Origin of the sequence: Alkalicoccus chagannorensis DSM 18086, from assembly GCF_000429725.1 — a bacterium.
Lineage (GTDB): Bacteria > Bacillota > Bacilli > Bacillales > Salisediminibacteriaceae > Alkalicoccus > Alkalicoccus chagannorensis.
In genome coordinates this window covers 92,436-116,822 of record NZ_KE386945.1, presented here as the reverse complement: position 1 = coordinate 116,822, position 24,387 = coordinate 92,436, and the positions used below count along the sequence as shown (strand labels likewise).

Annotated in this window: 11 protein-coding genes; 7 read left to right on the top strand and 4 right to left on the bottom strand. The window is 51.9% G+C overall.

Annotation, left to right across the window (positions count from 1 at the left end):
* Positions 1 to 37 precede the first annotated feature (37 nt).
* The gene (locus tag G477_RS20760) at positions 38 to 790 is read right to left on the bottom strand and encodes a copper amine oxidase N-terminal domain-containing protein (protein ID WP_026698973.1); all 753 of its coding nucleotides are present in this window, start codon (positions 788 to 790) and stop codon (positions 38 to 40) included.
* A 366-nt stretch (positions 791 to 1,156) separates the two neighbouring features.
* Positions 1,157 to 1,879: a copper amine oxidase N-terminal domain-containing protein gene (locus tag G477_RS0117245; RefSeq protein WP_026698972.1), complete on the bottom strand. Its 723-nt coding sequence runs from the start codon at positions 1,877 to 1,879 to the stop codon at positions 1,157 to 1,159.
* A gap of 869 nt (positions 1,880 to 2,748) precedes the next feature.
* On the opposite strand from G477_RS0117245, the gene G477_RS0117235 reads away from it, so the two are divergent.
* Positions 2,749 to 3,741, top strand: a complete 993-nt coding sequence (locus G477_RS0117235) for an aldo/keto reductase (protein ID WP_026698971.1) — start codon at positions 2,749 to 2,751, stop codon at positions 3,739 to 3,741.
* Between the two features lie 115 nt (positions 3,742 to 3,856).
* Here G477_RS0117235 and G477_RS0117230 read toward each other — a convergent pair whose 3' ends face one another.
* Together G477_RS0117230 and G477_RS20755 are read right to left on the bottom strand one after the other, a co-directional pair.
* Positions 3,857 to 4,588 (bottom strand): potassium channel family protein, encoded by a 732-nt coding sequence (locus tag G477_RS0117230; protein WP_026698970.1) that lies wholly within the window; start codon positions 4,586 to 4,588, stop codon positions 3,857 to 3,859.
* A gap of 720 nt (positions 4,589 to 5,308) precedes the next feature.
* Positions 5,309 to 6,772, bottom strand: a complete 1,464-nt coding sequence (locus tag G477_RS20755) for an S-layer homology domain-containing protein (RefSeq protein WP_245575571.1) — start codon at positions 6,770 to 6,772, stop codon at positions 5,309 to 5,311.
* Between the two features lie 764 nt (positions 6,773 to 7,536).
* Between G477_RS20755 and G477_RS20165 the strand changes: the two genes are divergently transcribed.
* The 6 genes from G477_RS20165 (at position 7,537) to G477_RS20740 (ending at position 24,314) form a co-directional block, all read left to right on the top strand.
* Positions 7,537 to 14,262: a pullulanase gene (locus G477_RS20165; RefSeq protein WP_084406332.1), complete on the top strand. Its 6,726-nt coding sequence runs from the start codon at positions 7,537 to 7,539 to the stop codon at positions 14,260 to 14,262.
* Positions 14,263 to 14,721: 459 nt separating this feature from the next.
* Positions 14,722 to 17,868 carry an alpha-amylase family glycosyl hydrolase gene (locus tag G477_RS20750; protein ID WP_051288201.1) on the top strand — a complete coding sequence of 1,049 codons (3,147 nt, stop codon included), beginning with the start codon at positions 14,722 to 14,724 and terminating at the stop codon, positions 17,866 to 17,868.
* Between the two features lie 572 nt (positions 17,869 to 18,440).
* Positions 18,441 to 19,307, top strand: coding sequence for a GNAT family N-acetyltransferase (locus G477_RS0117210; RefSeq protein ID WP_084406331.1), 867 nt, complete (start codon positions 18,441 to 18,443; stop codon positions 19,305 to 19,307).
* 99 nt (positions 19,308 to 19,406) lie between these two features.
* Positions 19,407 to 20,408, top strand: a complete 1,002-nt coding sequence (locus G477_RS20745) for a CAP and S-layer homology domain-containing protein (protein ID WP_051288199.1) — start codon at positions 19,407 to 19,409, stop codon at positions 20,406 to 20,408.
* A gap of 465 nt (positions 20,409 to 20,873) precedes the next feature.
* On the top strand, positions 20,874 to 22,613 hold the full coding sequence (locus G477_RS20150) for an FAD-dependent oxidoreductase (RefSeq protein WP_051288197.1): 1,740 nt from the start codon (positions 20,874 to 20,876) through the stop codon (positions 22,611 to 22,613).
* A 363-nt stretch (positions 22,614 to 22,976) separates the two neighbouring features.
* Positions 22,977 to 24,314: a serine hydrolase domain-containing protein gene (locus tag G477_RS20740; RefSeq protein ID WP_051288194.1), complete on the top strand. Its 1,338-nt coding sequence runs from the start codon at positions 22,977 to 22,979 to the stop codon at positions 24,312 to 24,314.
* Positions 24,315 to 24,387 lie beyond the last annotated feature (73 nt).

Here is a 24,387-nt window from a genome sequence, read left to right as displayed (position 1 = left end):
AGCTGAAAGGATTTTTTGTCACCAAGAATGGAGGGCGTCACTGCACGAATCTTGGGCTGAAAATACCCATATTGGATGTGCCAGGTCCCTCGGAGGTTATCCGAAGCCCAATTTTTCGGGCGTCGCCTAAATCAATGTTGACCGGCACAGGGAGATCATTTTTGTTTAAGGTGTACGTACGAACGCGCGTGTCGTCCAAGTATACTTCCAGCTGGTACCGTTGGATGGCTGAATTTACGGATTGGTCTTGTATAGCGAAGGTCCCGCGGAACTGCTGCCAGCTTGATTGAAGAGGGAATTCGGCCAATCCCCACCGCTCTTCGTCTGCAGAAAAATTCCAATGGGACCGGTAGCGGATGAACTGTTGATGAACCGTTCCCACATGGTCTATCGCACTGAAGTTGTCTCGATCCTCGTAATCATAGACATTCATCTGCATACCGGAGCCGCTGTCCAAGTTCGACGGGGCGACGTCTCGAATCGCAGCGATGCCGCCGGGAGCTGGCTGCTCTCCAGATCCACCGGAACCGCTCGGATCGGTGATGGTGATTTTACGGGTCTGGCCGTCCCAGTGAACATTGCTGCCGAGGGATTCGCTGACAAACCGGAGAGGGACGTAGGTGCGTCCGTCGTGAATAAATGGTTCCTCGGACGGGGTCGCGGTTTCGCCGTTGATCTCGATTTCGTTCACACGATAAAAGATCTCGATCATTCTGGACGTGGAAGCATAGAGGGGAGCTGCACTTATCAGAAAAACAAGCAGACTGATCAGAAATACTTTGATTTTCATCTGTATTCCCTTCTTTCTTTAGATTCTTCGGTAACAAGAGTGGCAGGGAAAATCAGCAGAGGTGGGCGGAGCGTCCGCGTTGTGGGAAAGCAGAGAGAAGACGAGACATCATTTGGAGGACTGACGTAACTATTTTTTATTTTGCAGAAAAGAGGGAAGAAGTATACGTTCTCATACAGTGTTGCAGCGGCTTCGTGCGCCGGCGGAAACAAAACGTTTTTCCTTGAAAAGCTTAAGGTACAAGCCATTCCGATCAAAAGGTGCTTTGCTTCAGCAAGGAGAGGGCAGTTAGATGCCCGTTTCTATCGAGGAAAGGGGCATCTACTGTTTTAAAAAAACATTGAGTCTAAAAACAGAGGGGGGGTATTATCGCAGGAATCGAGGGCTGTATAGACCTAAATACGTGATGGATGGTTCTTCTGACGAGATACGGAAGCCGATTTTTTTGGCATTACCTAGTGAAACACGGACGGGTTTACTCAGCTCTCCTTTCTTCATTGTGATAGTCTGAACACGACGGTCATCAAGAAAAATTTCCAGCTTGTGCTCCTCTCCTCTAGTCCCGACATACTGTTGATTCAGCGCGAAATCTGCCCGGAACTCCTTCCAAACTGACTGAATAGGAAACTCGACTAACCCCCAACGCTCGGATCGGTTTTCATGAAAATTCTGCATCAGCAGCTGTACAGAAGCTTGGTGAGCTTTCCCAGTATGATCCCGTACGGTTTCTCTGGCTGTGATATCAAATCTCATACCACTGCGGCCGCCGACGGCTGTATTAGAAGGCTGTACGTCTCTGCCAACAACGGCATCTCCAGCCTGGAGGGCATTTGGGTCCACAATGGTTATGCGACGGTTCTGTGGGTTCCAGTCCACGCTGCTGCCTAAAGATTCACTGACAAAGCGGAGAGGGACATATGTTCTTCCTTGGTAAATGAAGGGACGCTCAGCGGGAGTAACGGTTTCCCCATTAATCCGCAGGTCGTTTACGCCGTAAAAAATCTCAATCATCCGGGACGTTGAAGCGTAAAGCGGCGCTGCGCTAAGGAAAAATACGAGCAGACTGATCAGCAATACTTTGCCTTTCATGGTCATCTCCTTCTTTCTAATAGGATACTTTTAGTCTACGCTGATTCTTCCTGGCAGCCCCGGGACAAAAGGCAGAAAGAGCATAGAAATAAGAAAATATACTTATTTTTTCATAATATTCAGTATATTTAATGTTAAATATCCTTCTTTACAGGATAAATTATCTAATTTACTTATTTTTAAGGGAATGGGTATGGTCTCTAATCCTTTGTTGTAAACAAATAGACGTGGGTCTACCCCGTTGAGGCTTTCTCTAATCAAGGTAGAAGGGTTGAGCGCAGGAGTAGAATATGTAAAATAATGTTTTTCTCAAAATAATAGTTGTTGTTTTTTCTATAAAACAACAGAAAGAGCTTCTTAGTTGGAATACGGAGAGACGCTCTGCTTCCGCCGGGCGTTTTCCGGAGGGGACAGCCAGTCTGCCTCCGGCAGCCGGATCTTCGAATCGTCCTGATCCTCCCTAAGTCGCCGGCTGCGCGCCGCTCTTTTTCTCATTTAGGAACAACGAGCCTTTCGTTGGAAGGAGGATGCTGCATCCTTTCTTCCTTGTGATCAGACCTTGTCGCAGTGCAAGGTATTCTTTCGAGACGCCTGTGGAAAAAGAAAGCTGAAAGCCTTCTCCCCAGCAGGCGAAGATAGAAAAACCGCAGCCGCTGCACCCAATACACATTCCCCCTAATAAATGGGTAATCAACAGACGTGGATGAAACAGCAAGTTCGACAGAGAGGTTGGATGAAAGGCAAGATAACATTTTGTCCTGACAAATGTATCGTTGATTAGACTCGCACGATACCGGCTTCTTTGTTTAATCAAAAGACAAAGTGGGAAAGCAAATAGAGCAGTTTCCATACAAAGGGAGGAATTCAGAATGGCTATTCTCAAATATAAACTAAAAACACCAATGGGTCTGGGGACCGCCCCGCTCGGGAATTTGTTCCGGAACGTGCCGGAAGAAGAAGCACAGGAGACGATTCAGTCCGCATGGGATGCGGGCGTCCGTTATTTCGATACAGCCCCACTCTACGGCGCCGGGCTGGCAGAGGCGAGACTCGGAGAAGTATTCAAGAACACGCCGCGGGAAGAGTATCTGCTGAGCACGAAAGTCGGCCGCATCATCAAGGATGAAACGGAGAAAAAAGAAGGCTTGTTCGAACACGGCCGTCAGAACCAGATTGAAGAATCCTACACGGAAGAGGCCGTGCTGCGCTCCATTGAGCAGAGCCTCGAGCGCCTGCAGACGGACCGGCTTGACGTCGTCTACGTGCATGATATTTCCCCTGATTTCCATGGAGATCACTGGCATGCGCTGTTTGAAGAAGCACGAACCGGTGCGTTTCCGGCCCTTGAACGCTTGAAGTCCGAAGGGGTCATCCAGGACTGGGGCATCGGCGTGAACACGACGGTACCGATTGAGATGGCGCTGGAACTGGAAGACGCGCATCCGACGCTCTCTCTCCAGGCGACGCATTACACGCTCTTGAAGCATGAACGCTCCTTGCAGCGGCTCATGCCGTTGTCGGAGAAAAAAGGGACCGGCATTGTCACCGGTGCACCGTATAACGCCGGCGTACTCTTTGGTGGAGATTCGGAAGACTACGCACCGGCAACACCCGAGACGCAGCATCGGGTACGTGAGATCAGCCGCGTGGCGGAAAAACACGGCATCAGCCTGAAAGCAGCCGCGCTGCAGTTTCCGCTGGCGCACCCGGCGGTGGAAGCCGTTATACCGGGATCCACCCGACCTGGGCGTATTCATGAGGACCTCGCTGCGCTGAAAGAAATGATCCCTGCCGGCTTCTGGCAGGACCTGCGGGAAGCCGGCCTGATCGCGCCGGATGCGCCCGTGCCGCAGGAGAAATAACAGACCCGTGTCGAAAAGCCTGTCAGTCAGCTGACAGGCTTTTTATCTTATACGATAGGAAAGCAAAAGATTTTATACAGGGGGACGGCGGCTTTGTTTCCCGGATGGTGTCTCTTTAGCCACGTGTCTTGTCGTGCGTCTCCGATCTTTGTTCATCCTTCAGCGACTGCAGCAGAAACAGCAGACGGTCATAATCATGGGTGGTCAACCTATCCGGCTGCTGCAGCTGGCTGCAGATGAAGGCGGCCGTATCATTGCCGGAGCCGGCTTGTCTCTTTTCAAGAAAATAGGTCGCAATCGAGCTGGTCACCATGCCGATCAGGTCAATCCCGAAGACCATGAGGAGGAGGGCGATCGCCCGTCCGGTAGTTGTGACAGGAGCAATATCCCCGTAGCCGACGGTCGTAGCGGTGACGACCGCCCACCAGACTCCATCCATGAATGTGTCCACGTCTGCTTCCAGATAGGTGATCGGGATCGCCGAGAGGAAAATAAGGAGACCGACGGCGCCGAGTGTTTTCAACAGGCCGTTCGTATAAAGAATGGCATAGATCGGCGTCCGCTTCAGCAGCAGGGCTACGCGGAGCAGCCGGAACAACCGGACGAAGCGGGCAAATTGAAAAATCGAATCAAGCGGAATCGCCGCGATAAAATCAAACGGATGCCGCTTCACGAAGTCGAGCTTGTTTTCAGCGGCGGACAAACGGATCAGGACGTCGCAAAGCAGAATGATCCAGACAGCCTGATAGAGAAAGATGTAGGTCGGCTCGTAAAACAACGTCGAAGCGGACCACAATATCAGCAGCACGAGAAAGATTTCATACACGATCTTCACGGTCGATGTCATAGAGCATTCCTCCCGTTAGTACATCTGTAAAAAGTATACAATAATGCAAGTAAGATGAGATGATTTTTGTGAATAAAAAGATGCCGCGCGAACCTGGCTCAAATGGAAAGGAGCAGCGTCCCGAACAAGAGCTGAAGCGGCCCAATGCTGCGGCGAGGTGGCTCAAAAAGAGCAAAGTGGCTCAAAATAATCGGAGGGCGACCCGCGGGCGCTTCCGGGCCGCCCGCTTTCCGTAACGAAGCGACGCCATTTAGCGGCGGAGCGACCCGCTTTTGGATCAGTTGCGGAAAAAAGGAATAAGCTCGTTTCCGCCGGCTGTGATACCAGCCGGAAAAGACAGGAAGGAGGTGCATCAGTGGATCGGTCGGCGGGCGGATCGGAAGCAGGTGGCTCGAAATGGGAAACGAAGCGTCTCCAATGAGAGCTGAAGCGGCCCAATGCTGCGGCGAAGTGGCTCAAAAAGAGCAAAGTGGCTCAAAATAATCGGAGGGCGACCCGCGGGCGACGCCGGGCCGCCCGCTTTCCGTAACGAAGCGACGCCATTTAGCGGCGGAGCGACCCGCTTTTGGATCACAGCCGCGGAAAGCGTTCGCCTGGCGCGGCAGAAAGCGTAGCGTCTCCCATCCGGCCTGGCCTCGTCATGCGGACATCACAGAAGAAACGTAAAACATGGCGCCGGAAGCTTAATCCGACGCCATGCCATAGTATTTTTTGGTTGTGCTACTGCACGAATAGTTTCTGCGTGTAGTACGGGTGGTTGTCATCTGCTTTGGCAACGCCGACGCCGACCAGGTCGAAGTCGGGGTGCAGCATAGCGCGCCGGTGGCCGTCTGAGTTGAACAGCGATTGCTGCGAGAACACCGCGCTTGCATGACCGCGGGAAATGTTCTCCCCGCGGGAACGGAAGCTGATACCGGCTTCCCGCATACGATCCGTGGCATTTAGTCCTTCCGGCGAACGGTGATTGAAGTATCCGCGGTCGGCCATGTCCTGGCTGTGCGCGCGGGCGGCGTCCGCTGCTCTCTCATGATGGGCGAGCGGGTCGAGCCCCTGCTGCACGCGGGTGGCGTTGAGAAGCGTGAACATCAGCTTTTCTTCATCTGCCGGCATCAGATCTCCGCGGATGCTCGTCTGCCTCTCTTCAATAGAAGAAGCAGTAATCTGAACCCCGTTGATCCGGTCCCCCTGGTGCGTGTCGTAAAAGACAGCTGCGTACCCTTCCTCAATATCGAAGTAATCGCGCCAGTCCGCGTCGGATAAGTTCGTCCGGTTGCGGGAACGCTGGATGTAAGAAGCCGGTTCGCCGAGGCGGTCGCGGGCCTGGGCTTTCGTGTTCCCCGTGATGTCCACTGGATTGCCGCTGTACAGCGCGACAACATCTTCGTTTTCGATACCGGCCATACGCACCTGCCGGTAACCATTGTGATAGATGTGCCAGTCGAACCCTTGGTGGCTCGTAACTGTTTCTTCCGGGCTTCCCCACATGTCCTGCACATCGGCAAGGTCATCGCCGATCTCAATGCCGTTGACGCGCCACGTATCAGGATCTTCCGGTGCAAGTACTTCTCCGCCCTCTTGGAACACGATCGTGCGATGAAGGAACGTGGCAAACTGGCCACGGCTCGTTTCCTGTTTCGGCAGAAAGTCGTCGAGTTCGGTTGTCAACCCGAAGTCAGCCAGTGTCTGGACGTCTTCCTGGTGAACATCCATGACATTGCTGAGGTGAATCGCAGCATTGTTTGATTCCCGCCCGGTCGATGCCGGGTCAAAGGCTCTCACAAGAATCGAGGCCATCTGCTCGCGAGTTGTTGGCGCGGACGGATGAAATTTCTCCCCATCTCCTTCAATAATGCCTGCATCTGCGAGTGATGCAATATCGGCAGCAAAAGGATGACTGCCGTCTACGTCGTCGAATGCTTCCAAGGTGCTGGAAGACCCTTCGTCCAAATCGAGTGCACGCGTAAGAAGCGCAGCGGCATGCTTCCGCTGCAGCGATACACCGGGCCGGAAGGTGTTGTCGTCGTATCCTCCGATAATGCCTTGTCCCACAAGCTCCGTTACCGGCTGATGATAATATGCATTCTCCGACACATCTGAAAAACTTTGAGCTTTCACACCACTTTCAGGCAGAAAAAGAACAGCTGCTGCGGTTGCTGCCGCCAGTGTCTTTCCTGCTTTCCCCATGATATACAACGGTTTTTTCCTCCTAATGTATGTATCTTTCTTATTGCCGCAGAGAGAAGAAAGGAGATGTCCTGGTATGGTTTTGGATGAGTGTATTGGTTTGTTGTCACAGCGGAAGCTGCGTCTACTCTCTTATGCAGCATGCTAACTATACCGCACCCGCATCGCTGCATCCATGGGTGGAACGTCGTTATTCATATTAAGAGTTTGTTACTGATTAGGAAAAGAGAAGCAGTTATGAGAACAACCCCCATAAAAGCGATGTTCTTGCATCCTCCAGGCTGCTGCCTTGAAGCTTGACGACACATTCCCGATCATCTGCCTTCTGACAAATGGCGTTGACGAGGACCTGAATTCTCTTTTGACTTGGAGACAATCAGAAGCAGCCTTCACGAGTCGACTGTGTTGCTGTCGGCAGAGGCGGATATTGTGCAAATCCTTGTCTTCTCATAGGTGTGGGTCTTTTCTTGTGTGACTACCGTTGTGCAAACTTCGCATACGTTCTGTTCTTATGACCTATTTTCAGATAATTTATTAGAATTTATTGCTATTGTTCGTGTTTTGACTTAAAGTAACGGCAAGGAAAGCGCTTGCAAATGTTCTTCGTCAAAATAAAGACTGGCGCTTTCTTTCTCACAGCTTCTGTGCAAACGTTTCCACTAATTGCGCAAGTTTGCACGGTATTCGTAGGAAAGCAGAAAGGGGGCAGAAGGTGGCACAGGATCGGCACCATCCATTACTTACATTAAAGGGGGAGGATGCACTTGCATCGAAGAAGAAGTAAGCGGCTGGCACTGTTTATGACCGGCGTGATGGGGATGAGCGTGTTTACGACGTTCGGCCCGGCGGTTTCAGCAGACGAGCACAACGACAATGAGGATACACAGACGCTGCGCGTCCACTATGAGAACAGCGAAGCGGATTTTGACGACCTTGGCGTCTGGTTCTGGGGAGATGCGGCCAATCCGTCGGATGAAGTTTCCGACTGGCCGGACGGCAAGTGGTTTGCGGACCACGGCACGACCGATTTTGGCGGCTACGTCGATATTGAACTGGCAGAAGAGGCTTCCATGCTCAGCCTCGTCGTTAACAACCGGGACGGGGACAACGTAACGGAAGAAGACGTCGATATTGATATTCTATCGGAAGACATGGACGAAGTCTGGATTACCGAAGAAGAACAGGTCAAAGCCTATGAGCCGGTCGATTTGCCGGACGATACGCTGCGCGTGCATTTTGAGCCGGAAGATGCGCCGGAACCGTGGGGCCTCTGGACATGGGGGGACGTTGCGGAAGAGCCGGACGAGTGGCCGGTCGATGCGCATGATTTCACGAGTGAGCAGACCGGTACATACGGGCCGTATATCGATCTGGATCTTGCTCCGGATGCTTCCGGCATCGGCTTCCTGCTGGTTGATCAGGAAACCGGCGATCAGTCTGATGACATGGACTTCGGCGATTTTGACAATCACGATCAGATCTTCCTCAAGGAAGGCGAAGGAGAAGCCTTCACGAATCCATACCACGTGTCAACGGATGCACCGGAAGAAGAGCCGGAGCGCTCCGATGGTGAAGAAGATATCAGCGTGACGGCTGACGTAAACCGTGCCTTTAACTACAACGAGCACGCGGTGCTGGATGTGAATATTGAAAACAACAGCGACGTCGGCATCCGCGGCATCGAAGTCGATGCAACGGCGCTCGGCGGCGAGGAAGCGATGTCCGTCGATCCGGATGTCGGCGCGGTGACGCTTTCTGCGGTCCATGACACCGAACTTGGTACACATACCCTGCCGGTCACCGTGATTGATGACAACGGCGGTACGTACACGACCGGGGTCGATGTGGAGATCACCGAGCGGGTGAAAGAAGACGGCGACTTTGACTGGGACGAGTCGATGGTGTATTTCATGCTGACGGACCGTTTCTATGATGGGAACCCGGAAAACAATGATCCGTACGACTTGAACTACGAAGAAGCCGCGGAAGACAACCCGCGCGGCGCTTACCAGGGCGGCGACTTTGCCGGCGTGACGGAGAACCTCGATTATCTCGAGGACCTCGGCATCAACACGATCTGGGTGTCTCCGATTGTCGAGAACGTCGGACATGATGTCGGGTTTGATGACCCGGACGGAGGCGCTTATTTTGGTTACCACGGGTACTGGGCCAGCGACTTTGAAACGCTCAACCCGCACCTCGGCACGCTGGATGAATTCCATACGATGATTGATGCTGCGGCAGATCGCGACATCGACATCATGGTGGATGTTGTTCTGAACCATCCCGGCTACGGGGTGAAAGAAGAAGATGCGCTTCCGGAAGAGGAAGCACCACCGGGATATCCGGATGAAGAAGTCATCGAGCGATTTAATGACATGATCCGGGACGATCCAGGATCTGACGACTTGACGATGGAACTGGCGGACCTGCCGGACTTTGAAACGGAACGTACCGACGTCCGTGAACAGATCGTCGACTGGCAGACGTCCTGGCTCGACCGCTCTACAACGGAAAACGGCAATGCGATCGCTTCCTACCGTGTGGATACGGTGAAGCACGTGGAGGATGCGACATGGCAGCACTTTAAAAATGAGCTGACACGAGAAGACCCGGCCTTCAAGATGATCGGTGAATCGTGGGGAGCCGGCCAGGATAACGATGACGGCTACTTGAACACGGGGACAATGGATTCCCTGCTGGATTTCCAGTTCAAAGATACGGCTGCGCAGTTTGCACGCGGGGACATGGAAGCGGCACATGAGGACCTCGTTGAGCGTAACGACGGTCTGACGAGTGCAGCAACGCTCGGACAGTTCCTCGGAAGCCATGACGAAGCCGGCTTCAAGTACAACCACGGCGAAGAAGCGCTGCTCGTCGGCGCTGCGCTGCAGATGACGGCGAAAGGCCAGCCGGTCGTCTACTACGGGGAAGAACTCGGGCAGTCCGGGGATGACAACTGGCCGCAGTACGACAACCGCTATGACCTGGCTTGGGACGACGTGGAAGGCAACCACATCCACGAACACTACACGAAACTGCTCGATTTCCGCGGCGAACACAATGAAGTGCTGTCCCGCGGCGACCGCAATCAGGTAGCAGGTTCGGATGAAGATGGCTACATGGTCTTCTCCCGTGCTTATGACGGAGAAGCGGTCTACACCGGATTAAACACGTCGGATGAGGAGCAGACCGCTGTTCTCGATGTATCCAGTGACGACACGGTTGTCATTGATGCCTACAGTGGCAGCACGTACGAAGCAGCGGACGGCACGGTGGAGGTGACGATTCCAGCTGCAGCAGATGGCGGAACCGCGCTTTTGACGACGGAAAACGGTGTGATTGAAGGAGCCGGGGAGGATGTCGAAGCTCCGGAAGAGCCGGAGACCCCTGCAGACGAATCCGATATCCCGGATAATCACCTGCGCGTTCACTTTGACGCAGGCGACCGCAATGTCGATGCGCTCGGCCTATGGTACTGGGACGGGGCTGCAGAGCCGGTTGAAGAGCGATACAGCTGGCCGGGTGAAGCCCGTTTTGAAGAGGGGAACACCACGGATTTCGGTCCTTACTACGACATTGAACTGGAAGAAGGAGCCGACCGCCTGGATCTTCTCGTGAATAACACCGGCGGCGATAACATTACCGGTGACGTGGCAGTCGACCTTATTTCTGACGACATGAACCAGATCTGGCTGTATGAAGACGGCTCTTATGATCTGACGCCGCCGGCGGATCTGGCTGATAACGAAGTACGCATCCACTACGACCGCGAAGGCGCGGAAGAGAACTGGGCGACGTGGCTCTTTGACGATGTCGCCAACCCATCCGACGAATGGCCGGATGATGCGAAAGCCTTTGACGGCACGAACGACTTCGGTGCTTATGTCGATGTCGAACTGGCAGAAGCAGCAGAACAGCTCGGCTTCTTGTTCCTGAATCCGGAAACCGGCGATCAGACGGACGATATGGCCTTCCAAGTGGATGCCGGTAATCAGATTTTCGTCCAGGAAGGCGATGATACGGCGTACAACAACCCTTACTACGTCACGATGGCTGGTCTGCAGTCCGCAGAAGTTTCTGGAGAAGATGAGCTGCGTCTCGAATTCTCGGACACCTCCGGACTGAGCGAAGAAGCTCTGATGGAAGAACTGTCTGTGGAAGCAGATGGGGAAGCCGTCGCGTTTGACAGCGTGACGATTGAGGATGAAACAACGGTGCTTGTGCACGGCGACTTTGATCTCTCCAACGCGCCGTTTGACGTGAGCTTTATGGAGCGGACAGCCGAAGCGATCGTCGGCTGGCGTCTGAAGGACGAGCTTTACAGCTACGACGGGGACCTCGGTGCAGAGGTAAACGAAGACGGCGCTGCGACGCTGAAAGTATGGTCGCCGAGCGCAGACAACGTGGACGTTCGTCTCTACGATCAAGACGATCAGGACAGCGTGATCACCGATGTGGACATGGAGCGCCAGGACCGCGGCGTATGGGAAGTGACGCTCGATGAGGAGAACACCGACGTGGACGACCTGCGCGGCTATTACTACCACTACATGATTGAGCGCGACGGCGAAACGGTCGAAGCACTCGATCCGTACGCACCGTCCATGGCAGCATGGGACAGCGTCAACAGCGACGAGCATGTAGGGAAAGCAGCGATTGTCGATCCGGCTGAAATCGGACCGGAGCTGGACTTCGCGGACATCGACGGCTTTGAAAAACGAGAAGATGCGATTATTTACGAGCTGCACGTCCGTGACTTCACGTCCGATCCGTCGATTGACGACGAGCTCGACAGCGAATTTGGTACGTTCAACGCGTTCAAAGAGCGCCTGGACTATGTGGAAGACCTCGGCGTGACGCACATTCAGCTGCTGCCGGTCATGAGCTACTTCTTCTCGAATGAGTACGAAGCAGATCAGCGCATGCTGGATTACGATTCCACGGACACGAACTACAACTGGGGCTACGATCCGCACAGCTATTTCTCGCTGACGGGCATGTATTCCGAAGACCCGGAAGATGCAGAGAAGCGGATTGAGGAGTTCAAGATGCTGATCGAGGAGATCCACGACCGTGACATGGGTGTTATTCTCGACGTGGTTTACAACCACACGGCCCGTGAGCACATCTTCGAAGATCTCGAGCCGAACTACTACCACTTCATGGATGCCGACGGCACGTCCCGCATCAGCTTCGGCGGTGGACGTCTCGGTACGACGCATGAGATGTCCCGACGAATTCTCGTCGACTCCATCATGTACTGGGTGGAAGAGTTCAAGGTGGATGGATTCCGCTTTGATATGATGGGTGATCATGATGCGGAAAGCATCCAGATGGCTTATGATCAGGCGAAAGAAGTGAACCCGAACATCGTTATGATCGGCGAAGGATGGGAAACGTTTGTCGGCGATGAAAATGATCAGGATATCCAGCCCGCAGACCAGAGCTGGATGCAGGATACCGAAAGTGTCGGTTCTTTCTCGGACGACTTCCGTAACGAGCTGAAATCCGGCTTTGGCAGTGAAGGCGAACCGCGTTTCCTTACTGGCGGCGATCGTTCCATTGAACGTATCTACGACAACCTGACGGCGAATCCGCACAACTTCACCGCGACGAACCCGGGCGATGTCGTCCCTTATGTCGCAGCGCACGACAACCTGACGCTGCACGACGTCATTGCACAGTCGATTCAAAAAGATCCGAAAGACCATCAGGAAGAGATTCACCAGCGTATCCGTCTGGGGAACTTGATGACGCTGACCGCACAAGGGACTTCCTTTATCCATGCGGGTCAGGAATTCGGACGCACGAAACAATTCAAGCATGAAGACTACCGCGAACCGGTAGACGAAGAAGATATCCCGTATAAATCGACGTTCATGACAGATGAAAACGGCGAGCCGTTTGAGTACCCGTATTTCATCCATGATTCCTATGATTCCACGGATGCCATCAACCTGTTTGACTGGGAGAAGGCAACGGATGAAGAAGCGTACCCAATTAATGCACAGACGCAGGACATGGCGTCCGGTATGATTGAACTGCGCCGCTCTACCGATGCCTTCCGCCACGCAACGATGGAAGACATTGACGAGCGTGTCTCCTTCATCGATGCACCGGAAGTGGGAGACGAAGACCTGCTGATCGGTTTCCGTGCCGAGGATTCGGACGAGGAGGAAGCGTACCACGTGCTGATCAACGCAGATGACACCGAGCGCACGATGACGCTCGAAGAGGATCTGACAGACGGCACTGTCGTAGCGGATGCAGATGAGGCAGGCACAACAGCTGTAAGTAATCCTGCCGGCTTTGACCTTTCAGCAGAAGAGATTACCATCGATCCGCTGACAGCCGTGGTGATTCAGACGGATGCAGAGGAAGATCGAAGCACTGGACCGCCATCGACTGTACCAGGTCCTCCGACTGATCCTGGTTCACCTGGCGATCAAGTAAGAATTCCAAATCCACAGGCAGGAAATGATGGAAGGGTAGAAGTCGAAGTTGGTCAAAGCGATCGAACGGTCTCTCTTCCTCTTCAGGCAGCTGCAGCCGCTGGAGATGTCAACATCATTGGGGACGACTTTTCGCTTGATCTTCCTCAAAGTCTTCTAGAATCAATTCAAGACCAGAATGGAAATGAAGATATGGAAGTATCGTTTGACCAAAGCGAAACGAAAGATACAGAGCAGTTAGAATCTCCTTCAGGAGCTGTCTTTGCTCAAGCAGGACCCTCTTTCAACTTTCAGCTCCAGAGTGGAAATCAGTCGGTGGATAATTTTGAGACGCCGATTCGACTTTCATTTGATGTAGACGAAGATGCTGAGGAGGATCTACTGGGAATCTATCGGGTGGATGAAAATGGAGGTTGGGAGTATGCTGGGGGAGAAATTTCAGATGGTAGTATTTCAACAGAGCTTCATCATTTCAGCACCTATACCGTACTCAGCCTTAACCAATCGTTTAACGATGTCAGTGAAGATTATTGGGCACATGATACACTTAAGAAATTAAGTGCTCGTCACGTAGTTGAAGGAATGGAGAATGGCAGCTTTCAACCATCAAAAGATGTGACTCGTGCTGAATTTGCTGCGATGCTGACTCGTGCTGCAGACCTTGACGCAGATGAAGCCACTCCTTTTAGAGATATAGACTCTGATGATTGGTTTGCGGAGGAAGTAGCTGCAGCATATGAAGCAGGCATCGTAGAAGGAATGAGTGCAAGTCTCTTTGAACCTGACAAGCAGATTAGTCGCGAACAAATGGCTGCTATGATTGTACGGGCCCACCATGAACTCCATGGAGAAATGAATGTTCACGAAGCTGGTTCCTTTGAAGACACGGAGGAAGTGAGCGGATGGGCGGTTGATTACGTCAATGCCGCCCAGGAATTTGGCCTGATTCAAGGACGTGGCGATGATCGATTCGCTCCGCAGGCAGAGGCAAATCGTGCCGAAAGTGCTCAAATTATGTATAATCTACTGTTCTAACTAAACAATATTCTTTGAGTTAATGAAGGGAGCGGCCTACGAAATGCTGGTGAAGCTGTAGGTCGCTTCTTTACATTTATTAGATATCACTATGTAACCTTATACAAAAAGTTTATATCCAATGCAAACCCTTGTCCTCTCAAAGAGGCAGGCCTTTTCTTGTGTGACAACAGTTGTGCAAACATCGCACAATGTTTGTCTGATGACCTATTTTTAAGATGACTGCTCAATATTCGTTGCTATTCAGCGTGTTTTCCTTTATATTTACGACAAGGAAAGCGTTTGCAGTTTCAGATCTTTCTTGAAACCAAACGCTTTCTTTCTCACCGCTTTCTGTGCAAACGTTCCCATTTATTGCGCCAGTGTTGCGCAATATATGTTGGAAACAGAGAGGGGAAGACGTGTCTGTCTCTCAGTCCCTGTACAGCATTCGATTGATTTTGAAGGAGGAGAATACAATTGCATCGAAAAAGTAATAAACGACTAGCCTTTTTTATGACCGGTGTCATGAGCATGAGCGTGTTTACAACATTCGGTCCGGCGGCTTCAGCAGAAGAACATAACGACAACGGTGATCACGAAGATACACAGAACTTGCGCGTCCATTATGAAAACAGCGAAGAGGACTTCGATGAGCTCGGTCTCTGGTTTTGGGGAGATGCAGCCAATCCATCGGATGAGGTTTCTGACTGGCCGGACGGAAAATGGTTCTCTGACCACGGCACCTCGAATGGCAGTGGTTATGTGGATATTGAACTCGCTGAGGATGCGTCTACCCTCAGTCTCGTCGTCAACAATAGGGACGGGGACAACGTGACAGAGGAAGACGTAGACATCGATATTCTGTCCGAAGACATGGATGAAGTGTGGATTACGGAGGACGAAGAGGTACTGACATACGAGCCGGTAGATCTCCCGGAAGATACGCTGCGCGTCCACTTTGAACCAGAAGAAGCACCCGAACCTTGGGGACTCTGGACATGGGGGGATGTAGCGGAAGAGCCGGAGGAGTGGCCGGTCGATGCGCACGACTTCACGAGTGAGCAGACAGGTGCATACGGATCCTACATCGATCTGGACCTGGCTCCGGATGCTTCCAGTATCGGCTTTCTGCTAGTAGATCAGGAAAACGGCGATCAGTCAGATGACTTGGATTTCGGCGACTTTGACAATCATAATCAAATTTTCCTCCAGGAAGGCGTAGATGAGGTATTTACGAATCCTTATTTCGTCTCTTCAGAAACTCCAGATGAAGAGCAGGAGCGTTCCGAAGGAGAAGAAGACATCAGCGTCACGGCGGACGTGAACCGTGCTTTTAACTACAACGAGCACGCGGTGCTGGATGTGGATATCGACAACAACAGTGACGTGGAGATCAGCGACATCGAAGTCGATGCCACGGCACTAGGCGGACTTGAAGATCTATCCGTAGATCCAGAAGTTGGCGCGGTTACATTGTCCGCGGTCCATGACACGGAACTTGGTACACACACGCTGCCGGTCACCGCCATTGATGAGAACGGCGGCACGTACACAACCGAGGTCGATGTGGAGATCACCGAGCGGGTGAAAGAGGACGGTGACTTCGACTGGGACGAGTCCATGGTGTATTTCATGCTGACGGACCGTTTCTACGATGGGAATCCGGAAAACAACGATCCCTACGACTTGAACTATGAGGAAGCAGCGGAGGACAACCCACGCGGCGCCTATCAGGGCGGCGACTTTGCCGGCGTGACGGAGAACCTCGATTACCTCGAGGACCTCGGCATCAACACGATCTGGGTATCGCCGATTGTGGAAAACGTCGCTCATGACGTCGAGTTTGAAACAGATGAAGGACCATATTTCGGCTACCATGGGTACTGGGCCAGTGATTTCGAAACGCTGAACCCGCACCTCGGAACATTGGACGAATTCCATACGATGATTGATGCCGCCGCAGAACGTGACATTGATATCATGGTGGACGTTGTCTTGAACCACCCTGGCTATGGGGTGAAAGAAGAGGATCAGCTGCCGGAAGAGGAAGCACCACCGGGCTATCCAGATGAAGAAATCGTCGAGCGCTTTAACGACATGATCCGGGACGATCCAGGATCCGATGACTTGACAATGGAACTCGCGGATCTGCCGGACTTTGAAACGGAACGTGCCGATGTGCGTGAACAGGTAGTCGACTGGCAGACGTCCTGGCTGGAGCGTTCCACCACGGATGAGGGCAATGCTATTGCTTCCTACCGGGTGGATACGGTGAAGCACGTCGATGACGCCACATGGCAGCATTTCAAAAACGAGCTGACCCGTGAAGACCCGGCATTCAAAATGATTGGTGAATCATGGGGGGCCGGCCAGGATAACGATGATGGCTACCTGAACACTGGTACGATGGATTCTCTCCTGGACTTCCAATTCAAAGACACGGCTGCTCAATTTGCCGGCGGCGACATGGAAGCAGCACATGACGACTTGGTGGAACGGAATGAAGGCCTGACGAGTGCAGCGACGCTGGGCCAGTTCCTCGGAAGCCATGACGAAGAAGGTTTCAAGTATAACCACGGCGAAGAAGCGCTCTTGCTGGGCGCTGCGCTGCAGATGACGGCGAAAGGCCAGCCGGTCGTTTACTACGGGGAGGAGCTCGGACAGTCGGGAGCTGACAACTGGCCGCAGTACGACAACCGATACGACCTTGCGTGGGATGATGTTGAAGGCAACCACATCCACGAGCACTACACGGCACTGCTTGAGTTCCGTGGGGAGCATAACGAAGTTCTTTCCCGCGGGGAACGCGGCCACGTAGCCGGCTCAGATGACGACGGCTTCATGGTCTTTGATCGATCGTACGATGGCGAAAGCGTGTATACCGCTCTGAACACATCAGACGAGAGTCAGACCGTTGCACTGGACGTTTCCTCTGACGATACCGTCGTCACCGATGCCTACAGCGGCAGCACGTACGAAGCAGCGGATGGCACGGTAGATATCACGATCCCGGCCGCGGAAGACGGCGGAACGGCGCTTCTGACAACAGAGAACGGATCGATTGAAGCAGGAGAAGAAGCTGCAGCAGGTCCATTCTTTGAGGACGTGAATGAAGACTACTGGGCGTATGAAACGCTGCAGCAACTAGGTGCGCAGAACATCGTTGAAGGTATGGGAGACGGAACGTTCCAGCCTCTTGAAGAAGTGACACGTGCCGAATTCGCGGTCATGCTGACGCGAGCGCTCGATCTGGAAGAAGGAGCGGAAACAACCTTCTCTGATATCGAGAGCGATGATTGGTTCGCAGAAGAAGTGGCAGCCGCTTACAACGCAGGTATTGTTGAAGGCATGACGGGATCCACGTTCGCGCCGGACGAGCAAATCAGCCGTGAGCAGATGGCTGCCATGATTGTCCGCGCCGCAGACCACATGGACATGTCAGGTGAACAAGCGGAAGCGGACGCTTTCTCAGATGCGGACAACATCAGTTCCTGGGCAGTGGACTATGTGAATGAAGCGCAGAACCGCGGTCTCATTCAAGGGAGAGGAAATGATCGGTTTGCTCCAACAGAAAGCTCAAATCGAGCTGAAAGTGCGCAGATCATCTACAACCTTCTGTTTTAATACGTGAACGAAACAAGAAGCATGCCCCGCTCTCAGCGGGGCATGCTTTTCTAGGTTTGTTCAGGGTGTATATGATTTTATGGGGGAGTCGGCTTTGTGGACTGGGCAGGAAGAACGAAAAGCCTGTTCTTCCCTTTATCAACCTGCGGTATACGCCGTGTCGACCAAAAGATGTTCTGCGCTTTTGGTCTATGTCCTTGGTTTCTGTCCAGAGTGGACCGTCAGACGCTGAGCGGACATCACGTGGAAGGAGCGGACGTTCAGTCGCTGCAGACGAACCCTGCGCGAATCGCAGCAGACCGTCGGTTCAGGTGCTCTTTAGAGCTCCAATCACCCAAGCCTTGGCCAGAGTAGCCGCACAAAAGAAGGTAAACGGTGGGAGAGAAGATTTTTTCTTGAGCAGGGGGATATACGTGTCACCCAGGAGTAGGGCTGTTTGGTCGGTTATGCGCTTTTATTCATAGGTTTTTGTTTCCTTGCCATCAGGTTCCGTGCTTGGATATGTATTTCGTTGTACGAATGGTTTCAACCCGTTATACTGGCAGAAGAAAGCATGCAGGGAGGGAATTGACGTGAGCACGATCCGGCTTTTAACAATAGAAGACTATGATCAATACTTGTCCATGGTGACGCATCTGGAGCGCGATTACATTGCGGATGTCTTTGAGCGATTGACATCGCCGCCTCACTATCTCTACGGGCATTTTGTAGATGGGGAATTGATAGGGACGGCAGGCTACAGCATTTTTCAAGATGAGTATGCGATGCTCGGCCGTCTCCGGACGGATGTGCGCTGGCGTGGAAAGTCCATGGCCAGGCACCTGTTAACGTATGTAAAGGAACAAGCGGAACAAGAAGAAGGCCTCACCTGGGTCGGCGCGAATACAGAGTCTCAAAATACACCGGCGCGTCGTGTGTTGACGGGGAGTGGATTGAAAGAATGGCATGCTTTTCAGACCGCCTCTGCCGAACAGATCGATGCGATGACCGATCGGCACACAGAATGGATGCCGATTCATACGGTAGAAGAAAAAATACAATGGCTGGATCGTTTATATATCGAGCCGGGTCGGGTCTTCCCTTTTGAATGCTATTATCCGTTTCCTGCCGGCTACTCTCTTTTTAAAAATAAGCTGCAAGAGTGGCGTTTCTTTGAGAACCATGACAAAGACCGGGTAGTCATTACAAAGCCAGATTGGAAGGGAAGGCATTTCCTTCAAGTCATCTACCCATGGAACGACCTTGCTGACCGACCGGGCTTATGGAACACCGTGCATGCGCAGCATCAGCAGATGAAGCAGGACATGGAGGACGAGGTTCTCGTCTGGCTTGATTTGACGGATGAACAGATGGCAGTATTTCCGGACGTGCACCCATTTACGTTTCATAGTAAATGGATCCTGCACGGTACGCGGATTCATGACATAAATCGGGTATAAAGTAACCCGAAGACGTGTCGAATCGTAGAATATTTGGCAGTAGAGGGTATCTTCCTGTACAATCAACGGCAATTGGGACAAACATCAGGAGGTTCATTAATGAAGAAAAAGCTTTTTTTCGTTTGTACAGCAGGTGTTCTGGCATTCACGGCGCAGCAGGCTGCAGCAGAAGATACGGTGTTTGATGATGTCTCTGAAGATCATTGGGCGCTGACGGCGATTCAACAAATGCATGATGTTCAGATCATTGAAGGCTACCCGGACGGTACCTTTGAACCGGAAGAAGTCATGACCCGGGAAGAAGCAGGCGTTATCATGTACCGCGCGCTCGGCATCCAGGATGGAGAATACCCGGATCACCGTTTCGACGATCTCGATGAAGACAGTTTCGGCTATCATGAAGTGCTGACACTCACCGAAGTAGGGCTGTTTGAGCCGGTAGACGACTTCCGGCCGGAGGATGACCTGACGCGGGCAGAAATGGCGAAAATCCTGGTAGAAGCTTACCAGCTGCCTGTTTCTGAGGAGCGTTATTTTGACGATGTCGATGAATCTCACTGGGCTTCATCCTATATCGACAGCCTCCGTGATGCGGGCGTGACGCAGGGAATGACAGAGGATACCTTTGAGCCGGAGACGCCGGTGTCTCGTGCCCAGATGTCGACTTTTGTTCATCGGCTGATGCATGAAGAGCCACAAGGTGAGACGGATACAGCTCAGGAAATGGCAGAGGATATTCTGCACTATACGAATATGGCGAGAGAAGAGCACGGATTGGATCCGCTGGAGCAAAACCTGGGAGTAGAGGAAGCTGCCATGCATAAGGCAGAAGATATGGTGGTACACGATTATTTCGATCATGTCTCTCCGGAATACGGGGATCACTCGGATCTACTCGCCTACTTTGATATAGAGTATCTGCATTCTGGTGAAAATATTGCGCGAGGGCAGAGTTCAGCTGAAGAAGTGGTCGATGCCTGGATGGACAGCGAGGGCCATCGTGAAAATATTTTGAATCCGGACTATACGCACCTTGGCGCGGGTTATCATGCAGCTGAAGATGGCACGCCGTACTATGTGCAGTTGTTCCTGCGGCCCTAAAGCCGTTTCTGCTGCATTATTCCTTTCCGAACGATCAAAACGAGCCGACGATCACTTTATGGATCGTCGGCTCGTTTTTTTAAGTATAGGAATGTATAAGTTTTCATAAAAGAAGACGGCGGCTTCATTCGTTGCACGCGAGGAAAGGAAACCTCTTTCTTCCCTTCAAAACCTGCGGGACACGACGTTCCGACCAAAAGGCGCTTTGCGCTTTTGTTCAGCTGCAAGGAACTGTCCCGGTGAAGAAACCGGCAGCTTCTCTAAGAACATAATGAGCTGCTTTCGGGCAATAGCATACACAATGAGGCCGGGGATTTGTTCCTGCTTTCAACCAAGCCCTCATGATGCTGCTCCTTTTTTGTCATCATTCCACACATGGGATTGTATTCTCTGGAAGCGGGTGACAGACCATCGGATAAAACGTATAATAAGCTGGAGTATTTTTTCTATAAAGGAGAATGTGTTTTGCATAAATGGATCCTGTCAGCAGGGGTGCTCGTCCTGGCCGCCTCGTGCAGCAATGAAGAAAGTTTCAGTACAGAGGACAGCTATGATGTTATTGTATACAGTGGAGAGCCAGAGGGAGTGGCGGCTGCGGTCAGTGCTGCAAGGGCCGGGGCACAAGTGCTCATGATTGAACCGGACGATACCCTTGGTGGATTGATCACCCAGGGGATGCTGAATTATTTGGATATTCCGGAAAATGACGATGGGGTAACGGTATCTCAGGGGATTTTTTCCGAATGGCATGAACGTGCAGGAGGAAGGCATTTATCCACAGTGGATCTTGATGAAGCGGAAGAAGCTTTTGAAGAACTGATTGATGGAGAACCTTCCATAGAGTTGAAGAAAGAAACCGACATTACCGACCTGCGTCTGGATGGGAACAAGTTGAGTGACGTGGAATTAAACGAGGATAGATGGGTAGAAGGAGGTCGTTTTATTGACGCGTCTCCAGATGCTGATCTGGCAGTCATGGCAGGGGCCCCTTATTTTGTCGGGCAGGAAGATATCTTTAAGGATGAGCTTATGTCTGCAACGCTGATGATCTACCTTGATGGTGTGGATTGGGATGGCGTTCGGGAGGCTGCTGCAGACGATGTATTTGGTGGAGCCGGTATTCACGAATACGCAGCGTGGGGATTTCCGGACGTGCTTTTTGAATACGAAGAAACGATTGGTGGAGACGTCACGAATATGCGTGGTCTTAACATTGGCCGGACGCAGCATGGAGAAGTTTTTATCAACGCGCTCCAGTTATACGGCGTGGACGGCCTGGATGAGGAAAGCATGGAAGCAGCGGTCGAAGCCGGTATAGAAGAAACAGATCATTTCGTTCCGTGGCTTCGCGACAACATCCCTGGCTTTGAAGAGGCAGAAATTGTCGAGTATCCAGAAGAACTATATATTAGAGAAACGAGACATGTGGAAAGCGAATATATGCTTCCTGTATCTGCTCTCTGGGAAAATAAGCACCATTGGGATGATATTGCTATTGGAGGGTATCCGGCGGATATTCAGGCGGTGGGACCGGATGATTTTGGTTCCATTACGGTTGATCCTGATCAGTACGGCATTCCCTTTCGTTCCTTGATCCCGCAGGAGGTAGATGGCTTATTGACGGCCAGCAAAGCCTCCGGTTATTCTTCTCTAGCTGCGGGAAGTGCCCGGGTAATACCGACCGGCATGGCGGCAGCAGAGGCGGCCGGAAGGGCTGCGGCAATGAGTGCTGAGGAAGATACAGACTTCCGAGAAATGAAAGAGGACGAGGGAATGATCACGGCTCTCCAAGAAGAATTACGAGAGACAGGGCACTACTTGGAACAGCTCGACGATCCCGATTATCCTTACCAGGGAGAGCCATACTATGAGGCGCTCAAGCTGCTGTATTCATACGATATTATCTTCGGAGGGTATGACAATGATTTTTATCTCGATGAGCCGATGGAAGCAGACCGCACTGCCATGAAAGTCAGGCGCGCCCTGGATCGAACTGGTGCGTTGACCGAGGAGCTCGATGCCTTTCTGATGGATAGGGAAGAAGCGTGGTCCGGCGATGCATTACACGCTGGTCATGCTGAAGAATTAAGTGATAACATACCGTGGGATATTTCTATACAAGACGAATATGAACGGCTTGATGTTCTTCTTGACATCGAAGAACAGATGCGTCCCGGCCTGGAAGAACGCCGGAACTCGGAGTAACGATGCTGCCCGACTTCGAGTTTTTCGAAAGTGCGGCATGACGTAAGGTTTGAAAAAGACCCTTCTGTTTTGATGATATAACAATATGGCTGACATGGCAGACCCAGCAGCTGCCTTGCAGGATTTCCATGTCTTCTATACGTGCAGGGACCGTCTCCAGCATTCTCAGAGACGGTCTTTTCTCTTGTACATGCCATCATGCGAACAGTTTTGGAGAAAAAAGCGAATGCCAACAGGAAGTATTACAGAATTCGTACAAGTTTGTAACAAAAGAGAAATGATTAACGCTGCCTATCTGTTTTATGTATAATAAGGAACAGAAGACATAAAATATACATTCATTAACAGATTGGAGGGTTGAAAGTGCAACGACTATTATTCCTGCTCCTTCCCTTGATTTTCATTTTCATTGCAGCCGAAGAAGCAGATGCAGCACCGAACAGCATATTTGTAAACGATAAAGAGGCTGTCTTTGACCGTCCTCCTGAACTGATTAACGGGACGAACTATATTGAGCTCAGAGGGCTGTGTAACGCCCTGGGATATAGTATCGGCTGGGACCACCCTGCTCGCACCGCTTCCTGCAGCGGCGGCGGCAATACGCTGGAAGTCTCCTTTTTGGAGGATACATATAAGTGGAATGGGGAGACGCGTCGATTTGACCGTACGCCTCGTCTGATCAGCGGGCGCTCGATGCTTAGTATGCGCGAAGTAGCTGAGTTGTTTGATCACTATGTTCTCTGGCTGGAAAGTTCCGGCGATGTTGCCATGATGCGCCCGGGTATTACCGATGAAGAGCGGGGGAAATTAGTGGACAGCTACCTGCACCGCATCGTTGAACGAGGAGAATTTCAAGGTAGTGCAATCGTAGAGAAATCCGGGGAGGAACTTCTCAGCAGCAGCTACGGTTATGCAGACGTATCCAATTCCCGTCCCAACTCGACAGAGGATGCCCATGCGATCGCGTCTATCTCGAAAGGGTTCACTGGCATTGCGATCATGCAGCTGGAAGAAAAAGGAGTGCTTTCTGTAGAAGACAGGCTGGCAGAACACCTTCCGGGAGCACCTTTTGCCTCCAGGGTTACGTTGGAAGATTTACTAACGCACCGTTCCGGTTATCCGTGGAACTACCCTGACCATGGAGGGATATACCGTTTGTTGTTTGAGCCAGGCACGGAATATCGCTACTCCAACGTAGGGTATCAGCTGCTCGGTGAAGTGATAGCAGAAGTAAGTGGCTACAGCTACGAAGATTATTTGCAGAAGTATATTGCAGAGCCGGCAGGAATGGAGAACACGGGATTTGATCTGGCCACTTCCGATCGTCCTGCTGTCGGGTATACCTGGGTCAATGGCCAACGGTCCGTCTCCAGTTGGGATTATAGCGCTAGAGGTGCCTCTGGCGGTGTATTTGCTTCCGCTGAAGATCTAGTGAAATTGCGTGATGCCGTATTCAACGATCAATTGATGAGTGCGGAACAGCGGGAACGAATGTTGAAGAGGCAGAAAGGGCATTGGGGATATGGCTGGCAGCAGTATGATCATCACCGAGGCAGTATTAATCAGCTTGCCGGTTCCTCCCGAGGCTTCCGTACATTCATGAGAATGCAGGAATCCGATCACCTGCTTATCCTGTTATCCAATATCGAAGAAACAAACATCAGCGAGCTGTACCGCAGTGTAAATAAGCTGCTGTATTAAAGGGTTTTTTCACCTCCATGCTGAAAAGAGAAAGGTGCACCGGTGATCTCTTTTCTTGATACCGCAGATCCCT